At 66.5% G+C, this 21,919-nt stretch carries 21 protein-coding genes and 3 tRNA genes; 10 read left to right on the top strand and 14 right to left on the bottom strand.

Going from position 1 to position 21,919, the window contains the following annotated elements:
- The first annotated feature begins 31 nt into the window (after positions 1-31).
- The 3 genes from NE234_RS42925 (at position 32) to NE234_RS42915 (ending at position 318) form a co-directional block, all read left to right on the top strand.
- Positions 32-104 (top strand) — tRNA-Glu (locus NE234_RS42925).
- A gap of 38 nt (positions 105-142) precedes the next feature.
- A tRNA-Asp gene (locus NE234_RS42920) sits at positions 143-217 on the top strand.
- 24 nt (positions 218-241) lie between these two features.
- A tRNA-Phe gene (locus NE234_RS42915) sits at positions 242-318 on the top strand.
- A gap of 220 nt (positions 319-538) precedes the next feature.
- On the opposite strand, the gene NE234_RS42910 is transcribed toward NE234_RS42915, so the two are convergent.
- The 3 genes from NE234_RS42910 to NE234_RS42900 form a co-directional block, all read right to left on the bottom strand.
- Entirely contained in the window at positions 539-949 is a 411-nt protein-coding gene (locus tag NE234_RS42910) for a hypothetical protein (RefSeq protein ID WP_252786928.1), read from the bottom strand.
- A 587-nt stretch (positions 950-1,536) separates the two neighbouring features.
- Complete coding sequence (locus NE234_RS42905) at positions 1,537-2,811, bottom strand: tyrosine-type recombinase/integrase (protein ID WP_252786927.1); 1,275 nt, start codon at positions 2,809-2,811, stop codon at positions 1,537-1,539.
- Positions 2,811-2,978 (bottom strand): helix-turn-helix domain-containing protein, encoded by a 168-nt coding sequence (locus NE234_RS42900; protein ID WP_252786926.1) that lies wholly within the window; start codon positions 2,976-2,978, stop codon positions 2,811-2,813. The genes NE234_RS42905 and NE234_RS42900 overlap by 1 nt, the downstream gene beginning before the upstream one ends.
- 594 nt (positions 2,979-3,572) lie before the next feature.
- Here NE234_RS42900 and NE234_RS42895 point away from each other — a divergent pair.
- Both NE234_RS42895 and NE234_RS42890 read left to right on the top strand, forming a co-directional pair.
- The gene (locus NE234_RS42895) at positions 3,573-3,779 is read left to right on the top strand and encodes a hypothetical protein (RefSeq protein ID WP_252786925.1); all 207 of its coding nucleotides are present in this window, start codon (positions 3,573-3,575) and stop codon (positions 3,777-3,779) included.
- Positions 3,780-3,788: 9 nt separating this feature from the next.
- Positions 3,789-4,004 (top strand): hypothetical protein, encoded by a 216-nt coding sequence (locus tag NE234_RS42890; protein WP_252786924.1) that lies wholly within the window; start codon positions 3,789-3,791, stop codon positions 4,002-4,004.
- Positions 4,005-4,021: 17 nt separating this feature from the next.
- Here NE234_RS42890 and NE234_RS42885 read toward each other — a convergent pair whose 3' ends face one another.
- Entirely contained in the window at positions 4,022-4,591 is a 570-nt protein-coding gene (locus NE234_RS42885; RefSeq protein WP_252786923.1) for a hypothetical protein, read from the bottom strand.
- 864 nt (positions 4,592-5,455) lie between these two features.
- On the opposite strand from NE234_RS42885, the gene NE234_RS42880 reads away from it, so the two are divergent.
- Complete coding sequence (locus tag NE234_RS42880; RefSeq protein ID WP_252786922.1) at positions 5,456-7,258, top strand: pentapeptide repeat-containing protein; 1,803 nt, start codon at positions 5,456-5,458, stop codon at positions 7,256-7,258.
- 139 nt (positions 7,259-7,397) lie between these two features.
- On the opposite strand, the gene NE234_RS42875 is transcribed toward NE234_RS42880, so the two are convergent.
- A complete protein-coding gene (locus NE234_RS42875) occupies positions 7,398-7,868 on the bottom strand; it encodes a hypothetical protein (protein ID WP_252786921.1) in 471 nt (156 codons plus the stop codon).
- A gap of 1,379 nt (positions 7,869-9,247) precedes the next feature.
- Here NE234_RS42875 and NE234_RS42870 point away from each other — a divergent pair.
- Positions 9,248-9,784, top strand: coding sequence for a hypothetical protein (locus NE234_RS42870; RefSeq protein ID WP_252786920.1), 537 nt, complete (start codon positions 9,248-9,250; stop codon positions 9,782-9,784).
- Positions 9,785-9,795: 11 nt separating this feature from the next.
- On the opposite strand, the gene NE234_RS42865 is transcribed toward NE234_RS42870, so the two are convergent.
- The gene (locus tag NE234_RS42865; protein WP_252786919.1) at positions 9,796-10,362 is read right to left on the bottom strand and encodes a TetR/AcrR family transcriptional regulator; all 567 of its coding nucleotides are present in this window, start codon (positions 10,360-10,362) and stop codon (positions 9,796-9,798) included.
- 104 nt (positions 10,363-10,466) lie between these two features.
- Between NE234_RS42865 and NE234_RS42860 the strand changes: the two genes are divergently transcribed.
- Both NE234_RS42860 and NE234_RS42855 read left to right on the top strand, forming a co-directional pair.
- Positions 10,467-10,853: a nuclear transport factor 2 family protein gene (locus NE234_RS42860; RefSeq protein ID WP_252786918.1), complete on the top strand. Its 387-nt coding sequence runs from the start codon at positions 10,467-10,469 to the stop codon at positions 10,851-10,853.
- A gap of 281 nt (positions 10,854-11,134) precedes the next feature.
- Entirely contained in the window at positions 11,135-11,323 is a 189-nt protein-coding gene (locus NE234_RS42855; RefSeq protein ID WP_252786917.1) for a hypothetical protein, read from the top strand.
- Between the two features lie 60 nt (positions 11,324-11,383).
- Here NE234_RS42855 and NE234_RS42850 read toward each other — a convergent pair whose 3' ends face one another.
- Entirely contained in the window at positions 11,384-11,992 is a 609-nt protein-coding gene (locus tag NE234_RS42850; protein WP_252786916.1) for a TetR/AcrR family transcriptional regulator, read from the bottom strand.
- 93 nt (positions 11,993-12,085) lie between these two features.
- Here NE234_RS42850 and NE234_RS42845 point away from each other — a divergent pair, with 93 nt between their 5' ends.
- Complete coding sequence (locus tag NE234_RS42845; RefSeq protein WP_252786915.1) at positions 12,086-13,306, top strand: alpha/beta hydrolase family protein; 1,221 nt, start codon at positions 12,086-12,088, stop codon at positions 13,304-13,306.
- Positions 13,307-13,682: 376 nt separating this feature from the next.
- Here NE234_RS42845 and NE234_RS42840 read toward each other — a convergent pair whose 3' ends face one another.
- From NE234_RS42840 to cseB, 7 genes are all read right to left on the bottom strand, one after another.
- Positions 13,683-15,323 (bottom strand): trypsin-like serine protease, encoded by a 1,641-nt coding sequence (locus NE234_RS42840; protein ID WP_252786914.1) that lies wholly within the window; start codon positions 15,321-15,323, stop codon positions 13,683-13,685.
- Between the two features lie 308 nt (positions 15,324-15,631).
- The gene (locus NE234_RS42835; RefSeq protein ID WP_252786913.1) at positions 15,632-16,837 is read right to left on the bottom strand and encodes an ABC transporter permease; all 1,206 of its coding nucleotides are present in this window, start codon (positions 16,835-16,837) and stop codon (positions 15,632-15,634) included.
- Entirely contained in the window at positions 16,834-17,523 is a 690-nt protein-coding gene (locus NE234_RS42830; protein ID WP_252786912.1) for an ABC transporter ATP-binding protein, read from the bottom strand. Before NE234_RS42830 ends, NE234_RS42835 begins: the two co-directional genes overlap by 4 nt.
- Positions 17,520-18,581 carry an efflux RND transporter periplasmic adaptor subunit gene (locus NE234_RS42825; RefSeq protein WP_252786911.1) on the bottom strand — a complete coding sequence of 354 codons (1,062 nt, stop codon included), beginning with the start codon at positions 18,579-18,581 and terminating at the stop codon, positions 17,520-17,522. Before NE234_RS42825 ends, NE234_RS42830 begins: the two co-directional genes overlap by 4 nt.
- A gap of 29 nt (positions 18,582-18,610) precedes the next feature.
- On the bottom strand, positions 18,611-19,108 hold the full coding sequence (locus NE234_RS42820) for a hypothetical protein (protein WP_252786910.1): 498 nt from the start codon (positions 19,106-19,108) through the stop codon (positions 18,611-18,613).
- Positions 19,109-19,284: 176 nt separating this feature from the next.
- Positions 19,285-20,469, bottom strand: a complete 1,185-nt coding sequence (locus NE234_RS42815) for a sensor histidine kinase (protein WP_252786909.1) — start codon at positions 20,467-20,469, stop codon at positions 19,285-19,287.
- 82 nt (positions 20,470-20,551) lie between these two features.
- On the bottom strand, positions 20,552-21,235 hold the full coding sequence (gene cseB, locus NE234_RS42810; RefSeq protein WP_308207006.1) for a two-component system response regulator CseB: 684 nt from the start codon (positions 21,233-21,235) through the stop codon (positions 20,552-20,554).
- Between the last annotated feature and the right edge of the window lie 684 nt (positions 21,236-21,919).

Genomic DNA, 21,919 nt, shown 5'->3' with positions numbered 1-21,919 from the left:
CGCCAAGGGCAACGGCGGCCAGGCCGTCGGAGTCCCCATCGTCTAGCGGCCTAGGACTCCGCCCTTTCAAGGCGGCAGCGCGGGTTCGAATCCCGTTGGGGGCACGGTATCCTTCCGGGGGTACTACAAAGCAAGACAGCAAGGTCCTGTGGAGCAGCTAGGAGTGCTCGCCACCCTGTCAAGGTGGAGGCCGCGGGTTCAAATCCCGTCAGGACCGCTGAGGCGCCGTTCGGCGCCGTGCGGGCAGGTAGCTCAGTCGGTACGAGCGTCCGCCTGAAAAGCGGAAGGTCGGCGGTTCGACCCCGCCCCTGCCCACCACACCTGACCAGCCAGAAGGCCCCGAGGCGAAGATCGCCCGGGGCCTTTTGACGACAACGCTGACGACAACCGCCAGGCCGCCTCGCTTGCCGACCGCCGCCCGCCTTCCCCTCGCACGATCGTGGGTGCGAGCCGAAGCAGTCTCGGGCGACGCACCGACAGCGTGTCCGGGAGCCCGGTGAGAGACTATGGACGGGCCTCTCCTGCCGTTGAGATCTATTCAGACCCTCCAACCGTCCTCGGGCTTCGCGGAGCCGGGAACCGACGGCATCGAGTCACAGAGCCACTGGAACGGTTTCCCGTCATACGGCAGACGAGAATCCATACCCTTCTTAAACCGCCGCAGTAGGACCTCACACTGTTGCTGGGTACTGGCGATGACCCGCTCCTGGCCAGCCGTGTACTGCAGCCACAGCCCCGTGTTCGGATTGAGTCGCTCCGCAACTACCAAGTCATCGGATGGCTTGCCACCACCCATCGCTTCCTCCCAGATCTGCTGAGCGGACTCGGACTTGCCCGGAGAGGGCACAGGAGCCGGCGCTGGAGTGCCCTCACTGGTGAACAGCCTGGTACCGCTCACGAGCAGCAGAGCGGCGCCGGAAAACAGGGCTAGCTTCAGGTTGCGATTCACGACTGCCTTCCACTCGGACGCCACCGAGCACTTCGCCACGACCATGTCCAGAAGAAGTCGTCGGTCAGATGCAGGTGACCCGCTATTTCGTTCCGGTTGTTACGCATCAATTTCCTTGGACGGCGGCTCCGCACCCCCCGAGGAACTCGCACGCCTTGAGACCGCGCTCTTTTACCTCGGCCAGGGAAATTTCTTTCGGCTCGTGGACCGTGCCACCCTGGTACACCGTTCCGCCATGGCCGGCGTGGATCCCTGGGCACCGCGGATCGGTGTGGAAGCATGAGCCTTGCTCGGTTGCGTAGACGATCACGGCGCGCCTTCCAATCGTTGATCAAGCCACATCGTGTCCTGTAGCGCCCACACTAGACAAGGAAGGCGCCTCACACACCGTCTGCATTCGATGGCGACGATCCGGAACTGGCCACGCGCTAGTTCATACCTAACCTGGGAAACACTCGGGATCTTCGCGCACGTAGGTCAGCTTCACCATCGGCGAACGGGCACAAAGTCCGCCGGGAAGAGTGCGTCACGTGGCGTCCTAACCAAAAGGCCCCGGAAGCCGCGCCGGGGCCTTACTGGAGAGCGCATCAGCCGAGGGCATCCCCCAGCTTCCGCAGTGCCTTGCGTTTCTCGTCGAGGGCGGCGTGGGCGTAGATCGTCATGGTGACTTCGATGTCGCTGTGGCCGACGATGTCGCGGACGATGTGCGGCGGGACGCCGAGGTCGAGCAGGAGCGAGACGCAGGTGTGCCGGATGTCGTGGAACCGGACATCACCGAGGCCGGCCGCCTTCCTGATCCGTCCCCAGCTTCGCCGGAGGTTGTCCGGCTCCAGGGGTTTACCGAGCCGTGACGGGAAGACCAGGTCGTTCTCCTGCCAGTTCGGCCAGGCGTCCGCCCGCTCGGCCTTCTGCCGGTCCCTGTGTAGTAGGAGAGCGTCGACACAGATCGTGGGCAGCGGAATCGTCCGCTGTGAGTCGTCCGTCTTCGGTCGGACGAACCGCAGTTCTCCCCCGACTCGCTGTAGCGCGTGGACGACTTCGAGGGTGCCAGCGTCGAGATTGATGTCCGACCAGCGCAGGCCGAGGAGCTCCCCGCGCCGCAGGCCAAGGCAGAGCGCCAGGACGTAGAGGGCGTACAGCCGCTCGTCGTACGCGGCGTCGAGGACGGCGCGGGCCTGAGCGACGGAGAGCCCGCGGTTGACCTTGTACTTGGGCGTGCTGACCTTGACGAGCTTGGCCACGTTGCGCGGCATGATCTCCTCTCGTACGGCCGTCTCCAGCGCATTGCGGAGGACGGCGTGGATGGACTGGACCATGCGCACCGACAGCCGCGACGCGCAGCACTCCGGATCCGGCTTGGCGCAGCAGCGCGGGATCTCGCGAGAGGCGTCCCAGCCGTGGCGGCAGCACTGGCACGCCTCGCGGACTCGGGTGATGAACAGCCGGACGTCCCGCGCGCTGAGCTTGCCGAGCCGCTTCTTGCCCAGCTCGGGGATCAGGTATCGCCGGACGACGCCCTCGTACCCCTGGTAGGTCTTCGGCCGCCGCTCGACCCGGACGACGTGCTCCAGCCAGTACGTGAGGTACTGCTCGACCGTCCAACTCTCGGACGCGACCGGGATGCCCTCGTCGGCCTGGGCCTTGAGCTTGACGTACTTGGCGTGGCACTCCTCGCGGCTCTTGCCGTACACGCTGAGTCGCTTGAAGGTGCCCGCCGTCGTGAGGACGAACACCTTGGCTTCGTATCGCCCGTCCTTGCGCTGGACGATCGTTCCCTCGCCGTTCGCCCGTTTCTTCGTCCGGCGCCGACTCGGCTTCCGGCGCTCCGGCTCTTCGGGCGTCGTGATCGTGGTCGCGGGCATCAGGCAGCCACCTCCAGGAGGCCATCGAGGTATTCGGTGAGCGCGGCGGCCGGGACGAGACGGCGTCGGCCGATCTTGACGCTGCGGAGCTGGTTGGAACGGATCAGGTTGTAGACGGTCCAGCAACTGATGGAGGCGATCGGCCGCCTCGTCGACGGTGAGGACATAGGTGGCGGGCGCTCGCCATGGCTGGTGGGTGGGAGCCGGGCCGTGGACCGGGAGCGTCTAGTCGCGGTGAGCGCGCGGCCGGCCCTACTGGACGGCGGCACGGTGGAGGCGCTGGGACTGGTGTTGGCCGGTCAGCGGCGGCTGGAAGACGCAGCCGGGGCGGACGTCGCATCGGGACCGGTCGTAGCGCAGCAGGAGGCAGCGGCAGGGCTGCTACGGGCGAGCCGGGGCACGGTGCGTGCTGAGCTGGGCCGGCTCGTGGCGGACTGGACGACCTTCGCGGGCTGGCTGCACGCGGCCGTGCGGCAGGACCAGCGGGCAGTCAGGCTGTTCGACCGGGCGGTGGGGTTGGCTGACGAGGTCGGGTACGGCACGGGCGCGGCCTCGGCGACTAGCTTCAAGGGGTACGTCGCGCGGCGGCGGAAGCGACCGCTGGAGGTCATTAGGTACGCGGCCGCCGCAGTGGCGACTCCTGGCGTGGCCGTGGCACAGCACGCATTCGACGCGCTCCAGGCGGCCCAGGGGTACGCGGAGTTGGGCGAGCGTAACCGAGTGCGGGCCTGTTGGACCAGTCAGCGGAGCTGGCCAGCGGGATGGGTGAACCGCCCCCAGCGGTGTACTGGTACTCAGAGCCGTTCTTTCAGCTGAACGTGGGCGTCGCGCTGGCTGGCATCGGCGAGGACGGGGACGCCGTGTCGCTGCTGAGAGAGGGCCTCGCAGGGCTGCCAGGGGAGCAGCGCCAGGCGGGATGGGTTCAAGAGTACGAGGACGCGCTGACGGGCGCAGAGGAGAGGGCGTAGGTGCCAGCGGTGAGCGGCTGGGTAGACGTCGTGAGCGCCTCCCAGCGCGAGTACGGGTACCGGATCAACCTTGGGATGACCACGCACGCGAAGGTCGTCGGTGGGGCGCGCAGGTACGCGGTCCAATTCACGGTCAACCAGCACACCTACGTAACCACGCGTGAGTGGAAGACGGAGGAGGCCGTCCAGGCGTGGCTCGACCGGGCCTGCCCGGTGTTCGACTAGACCATGAGGTCACCGCGTCACGTGATGGTGTTGACCCAATAGCCGATGACGCCGCCCAGCACGAGGCCGACCACGCACCACACCGCACCTACGATCCAGTCATCACGAGTGCGCTCCCAGAAGGTGGGGCGGTTCTCACGGTAGTCGTTGATCAATAGGGCGCTGCTGCGAACGACGGGTGTCTTGGCCGAGATGGGGCGTATCGCGATCTTCGGGCCGCCGGGCATGTCGTACCTGACCGCCGTCACCGCACGTCGGCGTGGCTTGGTGATGCGTTGGATCCGGCTGAGTACTCCCTCCGTGAGGCTGGTGGGCTCAGCGACTATGACGATCGCCTCGTTCCGCTTGAGCCTCACGCCCACGCCGATCGTTCCGTCTGTCGCCGTCATCTCAACCCCGGGGAGCCTTTCCGGCAGGTCGGGGCTATCGAAGTCCGTCGGGTCATCCCCCTCCCAGTCGCCACACTTGATCTCAAGTGGCCCGATCTCAGCCAGAATCTTGGCGATCTTGATCAGGTCGTCGCGGTAGAGCTTGAGGTGGCCTAGCTCGGTGTGCTCTATGGGGGACTGTGTACGCCGCAACGTCATGCCGCGATTGTGGCGGATCACGTCCGTCCGTGGTGGGTTGTTGGCGCAGAGTGGTCAGGACGGGGTTGAGGTGCTATCTCGGTAGGACGAACCTACGTTTGTGGCATCGTGTCCGCTGACAGCCGGCAAGCACGCACCATTTGAGGTCATCAGCGGCGGCCGCGTCCGGTACGTGATCGACGACGACAGCCGCACTGTCTGGGTCATCCATCTACGCATCGCCTCGCCACCCCAAGGACACCGACCGCTGACGGCAACCATGACGGCAACGTCCCCTTCCAGGGACTCACGCCGGCACACGTCGACCACCGTCTGACCTCGGTTGGAGCACCGCGATCAGGGGTGATGTCACTCCTGAAAAGCGGAAGGTCGGCGGTTCGACCCCGCCCCTACCCACGTCCTGAGACTGTCCGACTGTGTTCGGCCGTCACCGGCCGGCGGCGGGTGGCTGTGCCAAATACGTGCCAAAGCGTTAGCCCATCAAGCTGCCTCGATGCGGCGCTTGAGGGCTTCATCTTGTCCTCCCAGTTGGACAAGCACAACGACGGCGCCGGTTAGCTCTCGGAGATGGCGTAGCTCTGCAGGCCGCCCGGTGCCGAGCCTCCCGACGGCCGCCGGCGCAGGCAGCTAAGAGGACATAGGAGATCACTCATGTCTCGCTCTGCGTCGCGCGGACCTCCTGACTACGTTCGGCGTGTCAAGACCAAGCTGCTGCGCGTTCGACAGCGACAGGCTTTGACCTGTGGAGCGCAGGTTGGGGCGTGGTGCCTTCAGAAGCTGGAAGAGAAGATCAAGGATCTTGAGCCGTCTTCCTGGCTGTCCGTTCTGGCCCTGAACATGCGGTCAGTCCGGTAGACCTCTGTTATGGCCAGACCCACTCAGGCTGACGTCTGTCGACACCCCGACTTCGGCGGTTCACCGAAGGCGTGTGGCGCCTTCCCAGTCCGTAAAGGCACGTGCCTGGCGCATTTGAGCGCGGACCGCAGAGCTGGCTATCTAGCTAATCTGCTTGCTGGAGCGCCTGTTCGCGCTGATGGCGTCACCTTCACTGAAGGACTACTCGAAGAGCTCCTGGAGGCGTTGCGTGGTCGCCAGGACGGCTCAGAGGTCGGCGTCGTCTCCTTCAGCGGCGCGACATTCACCGGCCGAGCCGACTTCGGCGGTCTGAAATTTACCGATGTCGCAGACTTTACCGGCGCCACTTTCCGCGGGGACGCGTCCTTCGAAGAAGTTATTTTCGAAGGCGATGCCTGGTTCACCGCAGCGACCTTCAGCAAAAATGCCCGGTTTCAGGGGGCGAGATTTAGAAGCGCCGACTTTACGAAAGCAAGTTTTGCCAAGGAGCCTGCCACCCTCCCTGTCGATCTGAGGGCCACCAAGGCCAATTTTGGCAGCGCAAAATTTGCCGAAAGTCCGAACTTCGCCAATGCCACGTTCAAGGGGGACGCCTACTTTATTGAGACGGTCTTCGAGAAAGGTGCATCATTTACGGGTGTGAGGTTCAACCGGAACGGAAATTTCACGAAGGCTAAGTTCAATGATGAGGTAGATTTTCTCCAGGTCAGCTTCAATGCTGCTTTCTTTCATGGGGCAACCTTTAGTGGACGCGCTAGTTTCAGCCAGACGACCTTCCAATTGACGGGGAGCTTCAAAGAAGCAGTAGTTGAGCAAGAACTCTGCGTGGAGGCATTGGCGCAACGTCTGGACGCTAAAAATCTGAGGGGTAAAGGGAGGCTAACTCTGCGACTAAGGGCCGCTAAGGTCGACCTGGCGGATACTGTGTTGGCTGGCCCGGTAACGGTTCAAGGCTTGCGACGCCCTATCTTTGCTACCGATGAGTCCGATTTCCGTCATCCTGAGAGTGGGCTTCTACCTGACGTACGTGTGGCTTCGCTACAGAGACTTGATGCGGGCTCGGTAACCTTGACGGACGTAGATCTGACGAGTTGCCGGTTCACGGGGTTGCATCGTGCCGAACAGTTGCATCTTGATGGCGAGTGCAGGTTCGCGACCGACCCGCGCCGAGTCCGGCGGGTGCTGGCCGAAGAACATTACTGGCGCGCCCGTCGGAGTGCGAACCGTCGGCAGGTGTTGGTGCGATTTGAAATGCTCCACCGATACCTAAAATCAATTCTGTGTCGGCCGCTCAAGGCGTTGGGATATAGGGAGCCGCTAAGCGAGTGGACCTCCGCGCCTGGGGGCGCGGATCCGTGGGAGCCGACACCGGCTCGGTTGGAAGTGCTTTACCGGCAACTCCGCAAGGCTATGGAGGATGCCAAGAACGAGCCTGGTGCCGCGGATTTCTACTATGGCGAAATGGAGATGCGCCGAGCTGGTGCCCATCGTGGCGAAAAAGTGCTCCTGTGGCTGTACTGGCTAGCGTCGGGATATGGCCTGCGCGTTGGGCGCGCACTCGTTGCACTGCTAGGCGTCGTTGCGGTGCTGGCGCTAGGCATGCAATATGCCGGGTTCCCAGGTAGGCCCGTACCCTACATTGACGCTCTGCTTTATAGTCTGCGCTCCACGGTCGCCGTGGATGTAAAGACTTCCGCCGTGCCAGAAAACGTCACTCGATGGGGCCAGGCCATACGCATAATGCTGCGTATAACCGGCCCCCTGTTCGTCGGCTTGGCCGCTCTCGCGATCCGTAATCGCGTTAAACGCTGAGCGCTGCGAATCACCTCGTCCAGATACATGCGACAGCCCCCCGGCAGCATTAGAGCTGTACGGGGGCTGTTTTTGCTGCCAGAGGATGGCTGTGTAAAGCGCCCGCCTAGCGGCCAGGAAGGCGTCGTCTATCTACGGCTCACAACTCGGGTAGCCGTCTGACTGTCCGTTCAAGCCGCGAGGTTGCGCTATCAAGTTCTTCGGCGACCCAACTGTACCGCGCCAGTGTGTTCGCGGCGTGGCTCAGCATCTCGATTAGATCCGGATTGAGGCTCCGTCGCTGTAGCGTGTAAGCCTCGGTAAGCTCATCGATGAGGCTTCGCATCAACTCGGCCGCCTGCCTGTCTGACCTCTCCAAGCGCTCGATTGCCCTCATCATAAGCTGGTCGTGTCGTTTTAGTCCATCCCCAACAAGCTTGCGGAGACCAGCGGGTGATACCTCGCGAAGTCGTTGCACCGCCTGTCTTGGGTCCGCCTCCTGCTGAACCTTCCAACGCTCTAATCTGGTAACGGGATAAACCCTTTCATTATCCTTCTTGTCTACTATGTCATGATGTGGATCGCAGAAGATTACGAGGTTGGTGATCGCTCGTCGTTCGTCGTCGCTCATGGTGGCGTCGTAGCGCGGGCCGTTCGGCTTCGCAGCTCGGATATGGGCTATCTCGCCCACAAGGTTCCACGTATCTCCGACCTTACGAAAAACTGACTCCGGGCAACCCGGAAAGTAACAGCGGCCTCCGCTTAGGTAGGAGAGCGAAGCCACGGTATTCCTGTCATAAGAGCGTGGACCCGCCATATCGCCTACCTTCTTCAAGGATGCCCAGAGCTGCCACATTACGTCTGATGGCTGCCTAGTCAGAACCGGACGCGGTGACCTTCATAGGACAGGCGTGAACGGGTGGCGATGTGGGCGAGGAGCTTGACAGATGCTGGTCCATGGGCCTCTCGAAACCTGATCTACAGCTCTTGGCGGCGCAGCGGCGGTCTGGCTCTCTGGCGGTCCGCGATGGTCTGACGACAGCTGTGACGACAGCGACGACAACCAACGGCGCACGGTCCCAGGCACCGGACACCATCTGTCCGCGGTTCCTGCGCATCGGACCTGTGTCGCCGTCGGCTACGGGGGATGGTGTCCGCTCCTGCCGATTAGGACGATCGTGCTAACGCTGCTGCGGTCGTCGTCGGTGCTTGTGACTAGGTTGTAGCTGTGCCTGACAAGCCTTCGTGCGATGCGATCGACGTCCGTTGACAACTCGCCGGCTATCCCATGCGAGAAGGCACGCCGACGATCTTTCTGGTCACAGCTGAGCAGCTGGATCAGCCTTCGTGACATGCTGGATCGCGGACCTGAGTGGGACGCCGACTGGTATCCAGTTGAGGCGGACATGTGGCCTGGGTTGAGGCAGGTCCTCGGCTGCCCGCGCCCGAATCATCGGCTGGTCTGGTTCTTGGGAACGGCGGCCCCCGAGGGGTGAACCAGCGATTCCCGCACGGGATATTACGCGGGATGGCCTCCCGCCGCGCAGCTTGCTGAGGCCGTTACCGGGCAGGTCAGCCTTGTATGTCCGCTGTATGGCCTGTGGATTCCTAAACCGGGCGCCTGTAGGACGTCTCGACTGACGGACTGGCTCACTGCCGACCGGTCCGGACCTCAGTCGGCGGTCCGCGTCCAGGTGGGGACGCTCGCGGCGTGCAATTAGCGTGCAACTAGCCAGGGTGAGCAAGAGGCACCAAGGGTCACTCGCGGTCTGTTGCCACCCCAGGTCAGGGGCGCTGAAGCTCGATCCCCACTTAATTCCCAAGCTGGTAGCGGTGGTACTGGACTGTCGTGGACAGCCCTGGACGCTTTGATCTCCCTATGGCTCAGAAGGCAGAACCGCTATAAGCCTCCGGCGGGGGCCTCGGGCTCGGGGATGGCTCGAAGTTCTGTCGACCGCTCCAGTCGGTGGGGGTGGGAGCCGGGTCATCCCCTCGGCCAAGGCCGCAGCCATGGACATGGGCGTATGGATTTTGAATCTGGCCGTACTCGGCATCGTGCTGGAATCCGACCTCGGCACGCGAAAAGTTACCAGAATGCGCGTGCTCCGCCCGATCATCACCGCCGGAGCCATCGTGCCGATCTACATCGACCAACTCGCCACCAGCGGATACGGCCTGATGCTGGAAATCGCCGGCATAGCCACCGGGCTGCTGCTGGGACTACTGGCCAGCGCCTTCATGCCCGTACACGAAGGCATGGCCAAAGGCCGCCGCTGCGCGAAGTCCCGTGCCGGAATCGGCTATGCACTCACCTGGATCGCCGTGGTCGGCGCACGCCTCGCCTTCTCCTACGGCACCGCGCACATCTTCGGCCGACAATTGGGCGAATGGATGGCCACCCATACCGTCTCACCCAGCGCGCTCACCGACGCCCTGATCTTCATGGCGGTTCTCATGATGCTCACCCGCACGGTCCTGCTCCACCTCAAGGCCAAGGCGACACTGACCCCCACCCAGCCGACCGAAGCCCCCCTGCCGGTCGGTTGATCGTGTGCCGCTCACCGGGCGGTACGGAGAAGGTCCGCCGCCAGGGCGCGCGCGTAGGCCTCGTCGGTGCCGGGGACCGAGAAGACCACGCGGAAGTACAGGGGGGCGACGATGCGGTCGAGGATCTGCTCCAACGACGGCGTCGCCTCGTCTCGCTCCCGGGCTGCGTCGAGGACCGCCTCGAACCGCCCGCTGACCCGCTGCAGGCATTCGCGCAGGCCGGCGCGGCGTTCATCGACGTCGGCGGCCACCTCGGCGCGGAAGAAGGCGATCCCACCCGGGCGGGACAGCTCCGCCAGCGTCCATGCCGCATGGTTTTCCAGGTCGCCGCGCAGGTCCCCGACGGACTCGGGAGCGGCGTCGATCTGCTGCGCGGCGATATCGGCCAGGAGCGCCCCGAGTGTGCCCCAGCGCCGGTACATCGTGCTCGTGTTCACCCCTGCGCGCTTGGCCACCGCGGGCATGGTGACCTGGTCGGCGCCGTGCTCGGCAACCAGTTCGGTCGCGGCTTGGTGGACGGCCGCCCGGACCCGGGCGCTGCGGCCGCCCGGTCGTCTCGTCTGGGCTTCGGCGCTCATACCCTCATCTTAACGCGAACTTCTTTGCTTTAGCCGTCGGCATGTGAGTAGGCTTCGACTTAAAGCACTGATCGCTGCTTTAAGCATTCTCATAGGAGATCAACGTGACCACGGACAGCACGCCGTACGGCCTCGGCAAGCAGTTCCACGCCGCCCTCGTCGCACGCGACTGGGAGGCGATCCGGTCCCTGCTGCAGCCCGACGCCACGTGGACCCTGCCGGGCGACAACACCATCTCCGGCACCGCCGTCGGCGCCGACGAGGTCGTGGAACGCGCCAAGAAGATCGCCGGCTACGGCCTCAACTTCGAACTGCTGCACGTCCTCGTCAGCCGGGAGAACATGGCACTGTCTCTTCACAACACCGCGCGTCGTGAGGATGCAGTCCTCGATGAGTACCTGTCCACGGTATGCCGCCTGCGCGATGGCAAGATCGCCAGTATCGAGACCTATCTCTCCGACGTTCCCGGCATGAACGCCTTCTTCGTCTGAACCGACGCGGTCCCGTCCCCTGTTCGCCCGAAGGGTGGGGCGTTCGCGAGGACGCCCCCTTCCTCCTGGCCTCGTGGACAATCGACGGCCGAGGCGCTGCATCGGCACCTCGATCACAGGCCGGCATCACCCAACCTGCGCTCTCTTGAATCGAAGGGGGTGGTGGCGTGCCGACACCACCGGATGCTGGACGGCATCGCCAAGGCCATGCACGCCCACCGATCAAAATCAGCCAGCCGCAGGCCATGGCCTGAGCCGCCACGCTGTCCATGAACTCCCGCATGCCCGGAGACAGGAGGTGGATCAGCTTCTGCGGTACCTGGCGCCACAAGCTCTACAACCGCCTGCTCAGACCCCTGGCCGCCGCCGACCAACCCCAAGCACCACCCGAACTACGCCGGGCCCTGGCCGACGTCGATCACCACGTCGAGGACTACATCGCCCGAGCGCGACTCAACCCTGCGGCTTGAGAACCTGACACTCGTGTTCAGAATCCCGGACCCAAAGCTCTAGATCTGAGACTGGCGCTGTCAGACCGCCGAGTCGTCCGACCGTGATCTCCTACTCGGAGAGGACAGCAGGCGGTCGACCAGCGCGTCGACGTAGGCGGCGGTGAGCGGGCCGACACCGAACAGGACGCGGACGTACATCGGCGCCAGGATGTGATCGACCAGGTCGAGGGCGTCCGGCGGGTCCTCACCTCGTTCACGGGCGCGGTCGAGCATCTCCTGGAGTTGGCGTGTGCGTTCGGCCAGGAAGCGGTCTCGGGCCTGCGTGCCCGTATCGCCCGCGTTGGACAGAGCGATGACCAGGCGCAGTACCGCCAATCCGTCGGGCCCGGTGACGTCACGGGCCACCTTGGCGGCGTAGGAGCGCAGGTCGCCCTCCAGGGTGCCGGTATCGGGTATGGGGGAGGCGGTGGTGAGCCGGGTGATCGCCACGTCCATCAGCAGGGACTCGATGGTGCCCCAACGGCGGTAGATGCTCGTGTCGGCCACGCCGGCGCGGGCCGCGACGTCGCCCACAGTGAAGGCACCGTAGCCGCGTTCGGCCACCAGGCCGGTGACCGCCTGGTGCACCGCCGCGCGGACCCGGGCGCTGCGCCCGCCGGGCCGGCGGGCCCGCTGCTGTTCCGTCACGCCTCTCAGCTTAACGCAGCCCGTGCTTGCGTTTACGACGCCTGGATCCTATGGTCTCACTAACGCAGCCTTCGACTGCTTTAGGAGTGGATGATGGATCCCCTGTTCTTCCCCGAGAACCCTCAGTTCTGGTACGAGACCCTGCGGACACTCGGGCACGTCGCCTACGGCGGCGCCGACTTCGGCGAGGTCGTGGTGACCGCACAGCGGATCACGGCCGGCGACTACGACAGCTGGCACGACGAGTGGCTGGCCACTGCGGACCGTGTGGAGGCCGAGGCACGAGCGGCCCTCGCGGGCGGCCATCGGGTCAGCGCCCGAGACGCCTTCCTGCGCGCGTCGAACTACTACCGCAACGCCGAGTTCTTCTTGCACGGCGACGCCTCCGACTCCCGCATCGTGCACGCCTACGACGCTTCGGTCGACTGTTTTCAGCAGGCCGCGGCGCTGTTCACCCCGGCCATCGAACCGGTCGAGATCCCCTACGAGGGCACCGTCCTGCCCGGCTACCTGTATCGGGCCGACGACTCGGGTGCCGCCCGGCCGACCGTGGTGATGTGCAACGGATTCGACGGCACGGTCGAGGAGATGCACTTCTTCGGAGCTGCCGCGGCCGTCGAGCGTGGCTACACCGTTCTGGCCTTCGACGGACCGGGCCAGCCGGGCACCCGACACCACCAGGGCCTGGTATTCCGTCCCGACTGGGAGAACGTGGTCGGTCCCGTCATCGACCATGCCCTCACGATTCCGGAGGTCGACCCGGCTCGGATCGCCCTGCTCGGAGCCAGCATGGGCGGTCTGCTCGCGCCGCGCGCCGCGGCCTTCGAGCACCGCATCGCCGCCCTCATCGCCCTCGACGGGGTTTACGACCTGGGCGTCATCACCACGTCCGCCATTCCCGGCGACCGTGCCGAGGCCGAACGGCGGCTCCGCGCCGCCGACGACCCCGACCTGGACGCCATGATGGAGGCGGCCATGGCAGCGAGCCCCATGATGCGGTGGGCGATCGAGCACGGCATGTACGTGATGGGCGTCGACACTCCGCGCGCGTTCGGCGCGGCCTACCTCGACCACCACCTGCGCGACGGCATCGCCGAGAAGATCGCCTGCCCCACCCTGGTCTGCGCGGGCGCCGATGACGGGTTCTTCCGAGGCCAGCCCGAGCTGCTGTACGAGCACCTGACCTGCCCCAAGACGCTGCTGGAGTTCACCGCTCAAGAGGGCGCCGGCGCCCACTGCCAGTCCGGCGCCCAGCGCCTGGCATTCGCACGCGTCTACGACTGGCTCGACGACGTCCTCGGCACGACCGCCTGATCCCTCGGACCGACCGAGATCGCCACCGTTGATCGACGACACTTCACTGTGGTCCGCCCCGCCACATACCGGCGTTCACGCTCTTGCCGAGCTGACGCACGCCGGGGAGTGACGACAGCGTTGACGACAACGTCCCCTTCCAGAGGCTCGCACGGCACACGTCGACCACCGTCGGACCACGGCAGACGCACCCCGAACAGGGTCGATGTCATGTCTGAAAAGCGGAAGGTCGGCGCTTCGACCCCGCCCCTGCCCACCACCCTGACCTGCGGAAACAGCCCCCGAGAGCCGCGTCTCGGGGCGTTCTTGTGACGGTGACCGCGTTGCGTGCCGACCGTCCGCTTTCAGCCGACGGTCGGCACGACATCTGATCGGGTCAGCGGTTGTGGGCACCAGGACCGCTGTGCCGGTCGTGGTAACCGGAGTTGCCGGTACGGTGGTCAGGTCGTGGCCTGGCACGGGTGAGGGTGCAGCCTTGGCGGGACAGGTCCAGCTTCGACCCCTCGGTCAGACAGGCCGCGATCATGTAAACCTGCTGACCGTAGGCACGGCCCTGCACTGAGGTCACGGCCCCGTCCGTGCCCACCTCGCAGGGGTTGTTGTCGGTGCACTGCTCACCGGCATCGTTGTGGGTGTTGTGGATTCCCATGACCGTGTTGCCGTCGGGCGCCAGCAGCGCCGAACCGGATGTGCCGTGCCAGGGGGCGCAGTCCTCGCTGGTGGCGTACCGGATCGAGTCGTCCTGCTGGTAGCCGCCCTCCCGCAGGTGTGTGACCACGGCCTCGGCGGTGCAGTTCAAGCGGATGCTGGTGTAGGCCATGGTCAGCTTGTCGCCTGCGCGCACGGGGGTGAAGGTGAGTTGGAAGACTTTCGCGCCCTCGGCCCGCAACTGCGCGTAGGTCTTGTCCAGGCGGTAGAGCGCGATGTCGGTGCCGGTCATCGTCGCATACACGAGCCGGTTCGTGCGGGCGGTGGTCTGGGGGTAGCCCTGGCGGTCGGCGATGGGCACCTCGCGGTCGGCGGGCTGGTCCACTAGTGCGGTTCCGGGTGCGGGCGGCTGTCCCTGCACGCAGTGACCGTTGGTCAGCATCAGCGCCGGGTCTTCCGGCCGGGAGGCCGGGGTGCGGACCACTGAGCCCGTACAGTCGTTCAGATCAACCGCGCCTTCCACGTTCGGGATCTGGTCATCGGGGGGCACGTTGGTGCCGGCGATGATGCCGTTGATCCAGTCGGCGTGCCTGGTGACATCGGTGAACAGCGTTGGCGCATTGTCGCCGCCGGGGCCGCTGACCACGCCGGCCACCGCCCACCGGCCGCCTTCGCGGACCAGCGCAGGGCCGCCGGAGTCCATGTTGCTCGCGGCGACGCTGCCGTCGCGGCTACCGATGCACAACTCTCCGCTGGGCGCGGCTGACGGACACGTCGAGATCGGCTGTACCACGGTGTCGGCCTCCCGCAGCCGCGTGGGGAAACACGCCGGATTGTTGCTGTCGTCGCAGGTCATTCCCCAGCCGATGATACGGACGGGCGTGTTGTCCGCTGGCGTGGTCGAGGCGATCCGCACGGGCTTGGCCCGCACTGGGGTCCGCAGGTGCATCAACGCGAGGTCCCTGCCCCAGAAACCCCCCTCATCGCGGTTGGTCGCCAGCCGGTAGTAGTGGTCGACCTGGGCGACCTCGCCTCCGGACGTGGTGTCCAGTGACCCGACCCGGACCTTCCATCCACGCGGAACCCCTACCTTCGCCCCGGTCGGGTTCCTGCCGGCGCAGTGGCTGGCGGTCAGTACCCACCGCGGTGCGAGGACCTCCACCCCACAGCCGTGTCCATCCGCGCGCGGTGGCCGGGGAAAGGACGGCTGGAACGAACCCATGAACGAGTAAGCCTTGGCTGACTCGGTACCACCGACGATGGCCTGCGCCGGAAAGGCGGCCATCAGGGGCGCGGTCAGCGCCAGGGCAGCGGCGGCCAGAGCCGCTACGGCAGTGCCGGCCGACCGCCGGGGTCGGGAAAGGTGCATGAGGACCTCCAGGGACTCGCACGCGCGATTCGCATGCCGGAGCCACTTTGAACGCCGGAGGTGTCCGGTCCGCCGCGACGCTGTTTCAGTGACCGCTTAGGCGTGTATCGACCCTGTATCGGCGGCTCGACATCGGGACTCCAGGTCGACGGCGGCGACGGCACCGCGGCATCTGACCAGACCGGGACGACGAGACGTACCCACCCCGGTCCCGCGGGGTCGTGCAGCCGACCGGCCACGCTGCACGGCGTACGTGTTGGTCCCGGCAGGCCCTCGTCGGCGCTGAACGGATCGCGCTCCCGATGCGGTTACGCGTTCAGCGACGCCGTCGGCGGGGTTCTCGCCGCCCGGATGGCCGGGTAGAGGCCGGCGACCGCCCCGATCAGGAGCGTCGCGCCGATGCCGGCGGCGAATACGGCGGGCGGTACCGTGATGGGCCAGCCATTCACCCTGGCGAACACCGCGACGGCTCCGAACCCGACGGCCGCTCCGACCACGCCGCCGAGCGCGGACAGCAGGAGCGCCTCGGCGAGGAACTGGATCCGGATGTGTCCCCGCGTGGCACCGAGGGAACGCCGCAGCCCGATCTCGTGGCGGCGTTCGAGCACGGAGATGACCATCGTGTTGGCGACACCGATGCCTCCGACGAGCAGCGCGACGGAGCCCAGTCCGACCAGCAGGCCGGTGAACGTGAGGTCCGCGGCGTTCTTGGCCGCCAGAGCGTCGGAGGGGCGCGAGACGTCCACGTTTTCGGGGTTCTCCGGGTTCACGGTACGTGGCAGGAGGTCGCGTACCGCCCCGACGTCCGCGTCGGCCGAGCGTTCGTAGATGGTGGTCGGCTTGCCGTCCCAGTCGAACCGCGCCGTGGCGTACGCCTCGCCGATGAGCGCGGAGCTGTCCAGGTCCGGCGCGAGGGGAAGGGCGTCGAGAATGCCGATGACCGTGAACTGGGTGTCGCCGAGCCAGATCTGGCTCCCCGGGCTCACGATGCCGAGCCGGTCGGCGGCGATGCCGCCGAGTACGACGGTGGGGTAGTTCGCGGTCACCTTGGTGAGCCAGGTTCCCTCCCGTAGCCGGCCACCCAGGAGGCCGAGAAGATCGAGGTCGGCGGCTCGCACATCGATGCCGCCGGTGTTGTTCGGGTCGATGAGCCGGCTCCGGTACACGTCCACGCCCCGCAGAGTGGCGACCGCCCCGACTTTGGTGACCTTGCCGATCAGCCCGACCTTCCCCGGGGAGTCGGCCGGCAGGGTGGTGTCCTGGCCGTCGATGGACGTACCCGGCTGGACGGTCAGCAGGTTCGTGCCGAGCGCGGCGAGTTGGTCGTTGAGCCTGGCCCGGCTCGAGGTGGAGATGCCCACGACGGCGATCATCGCCGCGATACCGATCGCGATGCCGAGTGCGGACAGGATGACCCGGGTGGGACGTGCTCTCAGCCCCGCCGCGCCCACGCGGTACACGTCGGGGTAGAGCATTCGCGACCGGCGCGCGTGGGCCCGCTCGCCGTGGCTCATACCGTCAGTTCTCGGTCGTCGGCGACGATCTGGCCGTCGCGCATGCTGATCCGCCTCGGTATCCGTTCGGCGAGCCGTACGTCATGCGTGATCATCATGACGGTGGTGCCCGTCTCGTTGAGCTCCTGCAGCAGTTCCATCACCCCCGCACCGGAACGCTGGTCGAGGTTGCCGGTGGGTTCGTCCGCCAGCAACAGCGCCGGGTCGGACACGATCGCCCGGGCGATGGCGACGCGCTGGCGTTCACCGCCGGACAGCTGGTCGGGCTTGTGGTGGAGGCGGCCCGCCAGGCCGACGCGGGTCAGGCTCGCCACGGCCCGGCGCCGCCGTTCGGCACGGGGCGTTCCGGTGTAGAGGAGACCATCCGCGACGTTGTCGACCGCACTGACCCCGAGTGCGAGGTGGAACTGCTGGAAGACGAACCCGATGCGGTACGCGCGCAGCGCCGACAGTGCCGCGTCGCTCAGCGCGCCGACGTCGCGGCCGTCGACGAGCGCACGGCCGCTCGTCGGGCGGTCCAGCGTGCCGATGATGTTGAGCAGGCTCGACTTGCCTGAGCCGCTGGGACCGACGATGGCGGCGAACTCGCCTGGTGCGACCGACAACGAGACGTGGTCGACGGCTCGAACGGGTGGGTTGCCGTGGTCGCGGACTACGCGGTCGAGTTCGATGACGGCATCATTCATAGTGTCGGTACCACGACTTTCTGCCCCGCGGCGAGTCGGTCGCCGGTCACTTCCACGAAGCCGCCGGCGAACAGTCCGGGCTCGACCTTGATCGTCTCGGTCGTCGCGGCGTCCCGGACCACCTCCACGCCGTACCCGCTGCCCGGCAGGGCGATGAGAGCCGAGACCGGCACCGTCAGGACGTTCTTGCGGCTGGCGGTGGGGAAATCGACCAGCACCGAGGCCTCTTGCAGGGAGCCCGCGTCCGACGGGTGGTCGAGAGTGATCGTCACCGGAACGACGACGGTCTTCCCGCTGTTCTGGTCGACCTGCTCGGGCACGCCGACCCTGGAGATGGTGCCGGTCGTCGTCTTGCCAGAGGGCAGATCGACGGTCACGTCGCCGCCCACCTTGGCCACGGCCTGGTTCGCGCTCTTGAGCTGAGCGGAAACGACCTTGCGGAGGCTCGACAGTTTCAGCACGGCTGTGCCCGCTGCGACCCGGTCGCCGAGGTGTGCCACGGTCTGTGCGACGCGCACATCGCCGGGGGCGAAAACGATCTGTCCGAGCCGGATCGTCCCCGTCTCCTTCACCTTGCAGGCGTCCTGCCATCGCCGGATCGCGGCATTCGTCGTCCAGTTGAAGTGAGCGTCGGGCGCACCGGTGAAGTAGCCGAGCGTGGCGAGGCTCTGCTCCAGCTGCCGCACGTCCGGCCCGTCGGACATGCCGCTCGTCAGCGTCCGCCACATCGGGGTGTGTCCCCGCAACAGCTGAACGGGCCGGTTGTCGATGGAGTAGAGGGCCCCGCCGAGCTTCACCTGGCTGCCCGCACGCGGGAGACGGGTGATGATGCCGGCGCGGCCGGCACTGAGCTCGCCGGCCCCGCTGTAGCCCAGCGACCCGGGCGCGGTGACCGTCTCTCTGAGCGTCCTGCGTTCTACGAGAGCGGTGCTCGACACACGCTTGTGCTCCGCCTCCTGCGCGGCACCGCCTCCGGACCGCACGACGACGACCGACGCGGCGGCGACGACGACCACCACGATCGACCAGACCCAGGCTCGGCCGCGCCGTTGCGGCACCGGAGCGACTCCCGGCTGTTCGGAATGCGTCATGCCTTCGTGCACGCGTCGAGGTCCTGCTGTTTGACGGTCACGTTCTCCGGCATGACCAGGGACTCTTCCGGCTTGGGGTCCTTGACGTCGTATCCGCGGTCGCGGAAACACCGGGCCATTCGGAGATTCTTCTCCTGCATCTGCTTGCTGGACGTGTTCTGCTTGGCACGGGCCGTCGGCGGCTGGCCGATCTTCTTGAGACAGGCATCCTCCGCGACCTTGTACGCGTCCTGCCGGTCACCGAAGTCGATTTTCCCGGGCTCCTTCGGAAGCTCGAAGCCCTTGTCGCTCAGGCACGACCGGAACTTGGCCTGCCAGGCGCTGTACTGCTGGTCCAGCGTGCCGGCGGAACCGGAACTCGACGCGGGAGCCGCTGAGCCGCCCGCCGCGGCACTCGGATCGCCACCTTTCCCGCAACCGGCCAGCAGGCTCGCGAGGCAGGCGACGGCCGCGAGTGCGACCCGAGTACGAGGGGCATGGAATGTGCCGGGCATGGTGTTCCCTTCCGTTGCTGTGACGTGCGGTGGCGCACGCCACCATGCCGGGCGCGGGTGTCCATGCCGTCGCGGTCGCGTATCCCCGGCCGCTCGGACGTGTATCAGGCATGTATCAGCGTGCGGGCGACGAGCCCGCGGCCGCAAAGCCTGGGGCGCCGATGAGGTTCCGGCCCTCAGGTCCGGTCGTCGGCCGGCAGGTGAAGCGTGGCGATCGCGCCACCGTCCGGTGCGTTGCCGAACGTCAGACGGCCGCCGATCACTCGCGCGTGCCCGGTGGCGATGGTCAGGCCCAGGCCGTGGCCCCGGCCGCGTTCGGCCGCGCCGGTGCGGAACCGTTGTGGCCCGTCCATCAGCAGCGCCTCGGGGAACCCGGGGCCGTGGTCGCGTACGACGATCGTCGTGCCGCTGACGGTGACCTCGACCGGAGGGCGCCCGTGGCGGTGCGCGTTGATGACCAGGTTGGCGATGATCCGGTTGAGCCGGCGCGGATCGGTGTAGGCGACCGGGGCGCCGGTCACCGTCAGCCGGGCCCGCACTTCCGTCCGGCGTACGGACTCCTCGACGACCTGGTCCAGCGGCACCGAAGTGAGATCGGCCTGCTCCACGCCCGCGTCGATCCGGGTGATCTCCAGCAGGTCTTCGACCAGCGACCGCAGGGCCCGCACCCGGTCGCGTACGAGCTCGGTGGCCTCGCCGGCGGGGAGCAGCTCGGTGGAGGTGACCAGGCCCATCAGCGGAGTCCGTAGCTCGTGGGCCACATCGGCGGTGAACCGCTGCTCGCTGAGCAGTCGTTCCTGCAGCGCGCCCGCCATCGCGTCGACGGCCACCGAGATCTCGGTGATCTCGTCGCCATCCCGGCCGCGACGGCCACCCTTCATCGCCCGGGCGTCCAGATCGCCGTCCGCGATGCGCCGTGCGGTCCGGGCGACCCGCCTCAGCCGCCGGTTGGGCAGCTCGGCGGCCAGCGCCGCCAGGGGCACGACAACCGCCAGTACGGCCAGTGAGGCCTCCACGACATGCCGGTCGAGGGCCTGCAGGCTGCGTATCGCGGTGCCCATATCCATCTGCACGAACAGCAGCCGGTCGTCGACCGGCTGCGCCGCCCACATCCAGGGGCTGTCCGGTCGCCGGTCGTCGTACCAGGTGGTGAACCCCCCCGATCTGTCCACCTGCTCGATCAGGACGGGCGGGATCTGTTGCGGGGTATAGCTGTCCGGTGCGACGCCCGTACGCCGGTAGGTGGCCACGTCCTCCTGCATTGCGACGTAAGCCCGTGACCTGCCCTGGTTCATCAACCACTCGAGCGTGGTCTTGTGGACCAGTAGTCCAACGGCCAGCGCGACCGCACAGGACGCCACGGCCGCCAGCGCAGCGATCTTCCAACGGAGCGATCGCCAGTTCAGCAGGCTACGTGTCCATCGGACAATGGCGTTTCCCACGTCAGCGCCGCAACTTGTAGCCGAAGCCTCGGACCGTTTCGATCCGCTCGGCGCCGATCTTCTTGCGCAGGCGCTGTACGCACAGGTCGACGACGCGGCTGTCACCGTCCCACCCGTAGTCCCAGACGTCGCGCAGCAGTGTTCGCCGGTCCAGCACGATCCCCGGGTTCGCCGCGAACGCCAGTAGCAGGCGCAACTCGGTGGGCGCCAAGGCCACCGGCTCACCGGCCCGGCGCACCTCCAGACCTCCCGGATCGATGGTCAGATCCCCGAAGACCAGGTCGGAGGCCACGCCGGGAGCGGGCTCCGGCGGATTCCCGGAAGCCGGCCGGAACGCGGCCCGGCGCAACAGGGAACGCATCCTGGCCACCAGCACGGAAGTGTCCACGGGCTTGACGACGTAGTCGTCGGCTCCCGCCTCCAACCCCGCCACGACGTCAAGCCCGTCACCGCGCGCGGACATCATCAGGATCGGGACCTGGCTCCACTCCCTGACCTTCCGGCACAGCCCGATACCGTCCAGGACCGGCAGCATCACGTCCAGCAAAAGGAGATCGTGCCGCTGCTCCCGGTACGATTCCAGGCCCGTGAGGCCATCGCCCGCCATGCTCATCCGATAGCCGTAGCGCTCCAGCGCCATCGTGACGGTCTTCCTGATCACCTCGTCGTCCTCGACGAGCAGCACTGTGACCGGAGCCGACGAACCGCTACGGACGTCCAAAGCCGAAATCTCCCCGGGACATGACGCATCGTTGACGGAGACGATACAGAACCACCGCAACTGCGTGACTGCGCGTGATACGGAGCCACCAGGGCCGGCCGCGCGGGCCGAGACTCGGCCTGCCGCTCACCGCGCCGCTCGCCTCCCGTCTTGGTGACCGAACCTGGAAGAAGGTTGGGTCGTTGGGTGCCAAGAGGCGCTTGTTCGATCCGGATTTCCGGCCCGGGCGGTGCGCATCGTGCAGCCTGCAACAGGAGCCGCATGAGGTCACTCTGCGAGCTGCGCGTGCGGCATTTCGCGTACGTCACGCCGGCTCGGCGGGCGACCTGACCGAACTCATCGCGCTTGCCCCATCGCTACCCGACCCCGGTTATCGGAACTGGCTGCTGGATCAGGCGTGTGAAGGCCCAGATCTGCCCGCCGAGATCGTGACGACGGCTCGCGAAGCCAAGAAGCGATAGCCCTTAAACGAGGCTTCCACCCATCGGCTGAATGCCGCGCTACGGGTTTCAGCTCTGACGCGTGACGACGACGCCTGAAAACTGGACCAGTGGCGACGCGTGAAAACGGACCCACCTCGAGCCCTTTGGGGCTAGTGGAGAGGGGTGCTGAGCGTGGAGGACTGGGCGGAGATCCGCAGGCTGCATC

It is taken from the genome of Actinoallomurus rhizosphaericola, assembly GCF_024055675.1.
In the GTDB taxonomy this organism is placed as follows: Bacteria; Actinomycetota; Actinomycetes; order Streptosporangiales; family Streptosporangiaceae; genus Actinoallomurus; species Actinoallomurus soli.
Note: the sequence above shows the minus strand (reverse complement) of the source record. Positions and strands in the feature narration are given on the sequence as shown.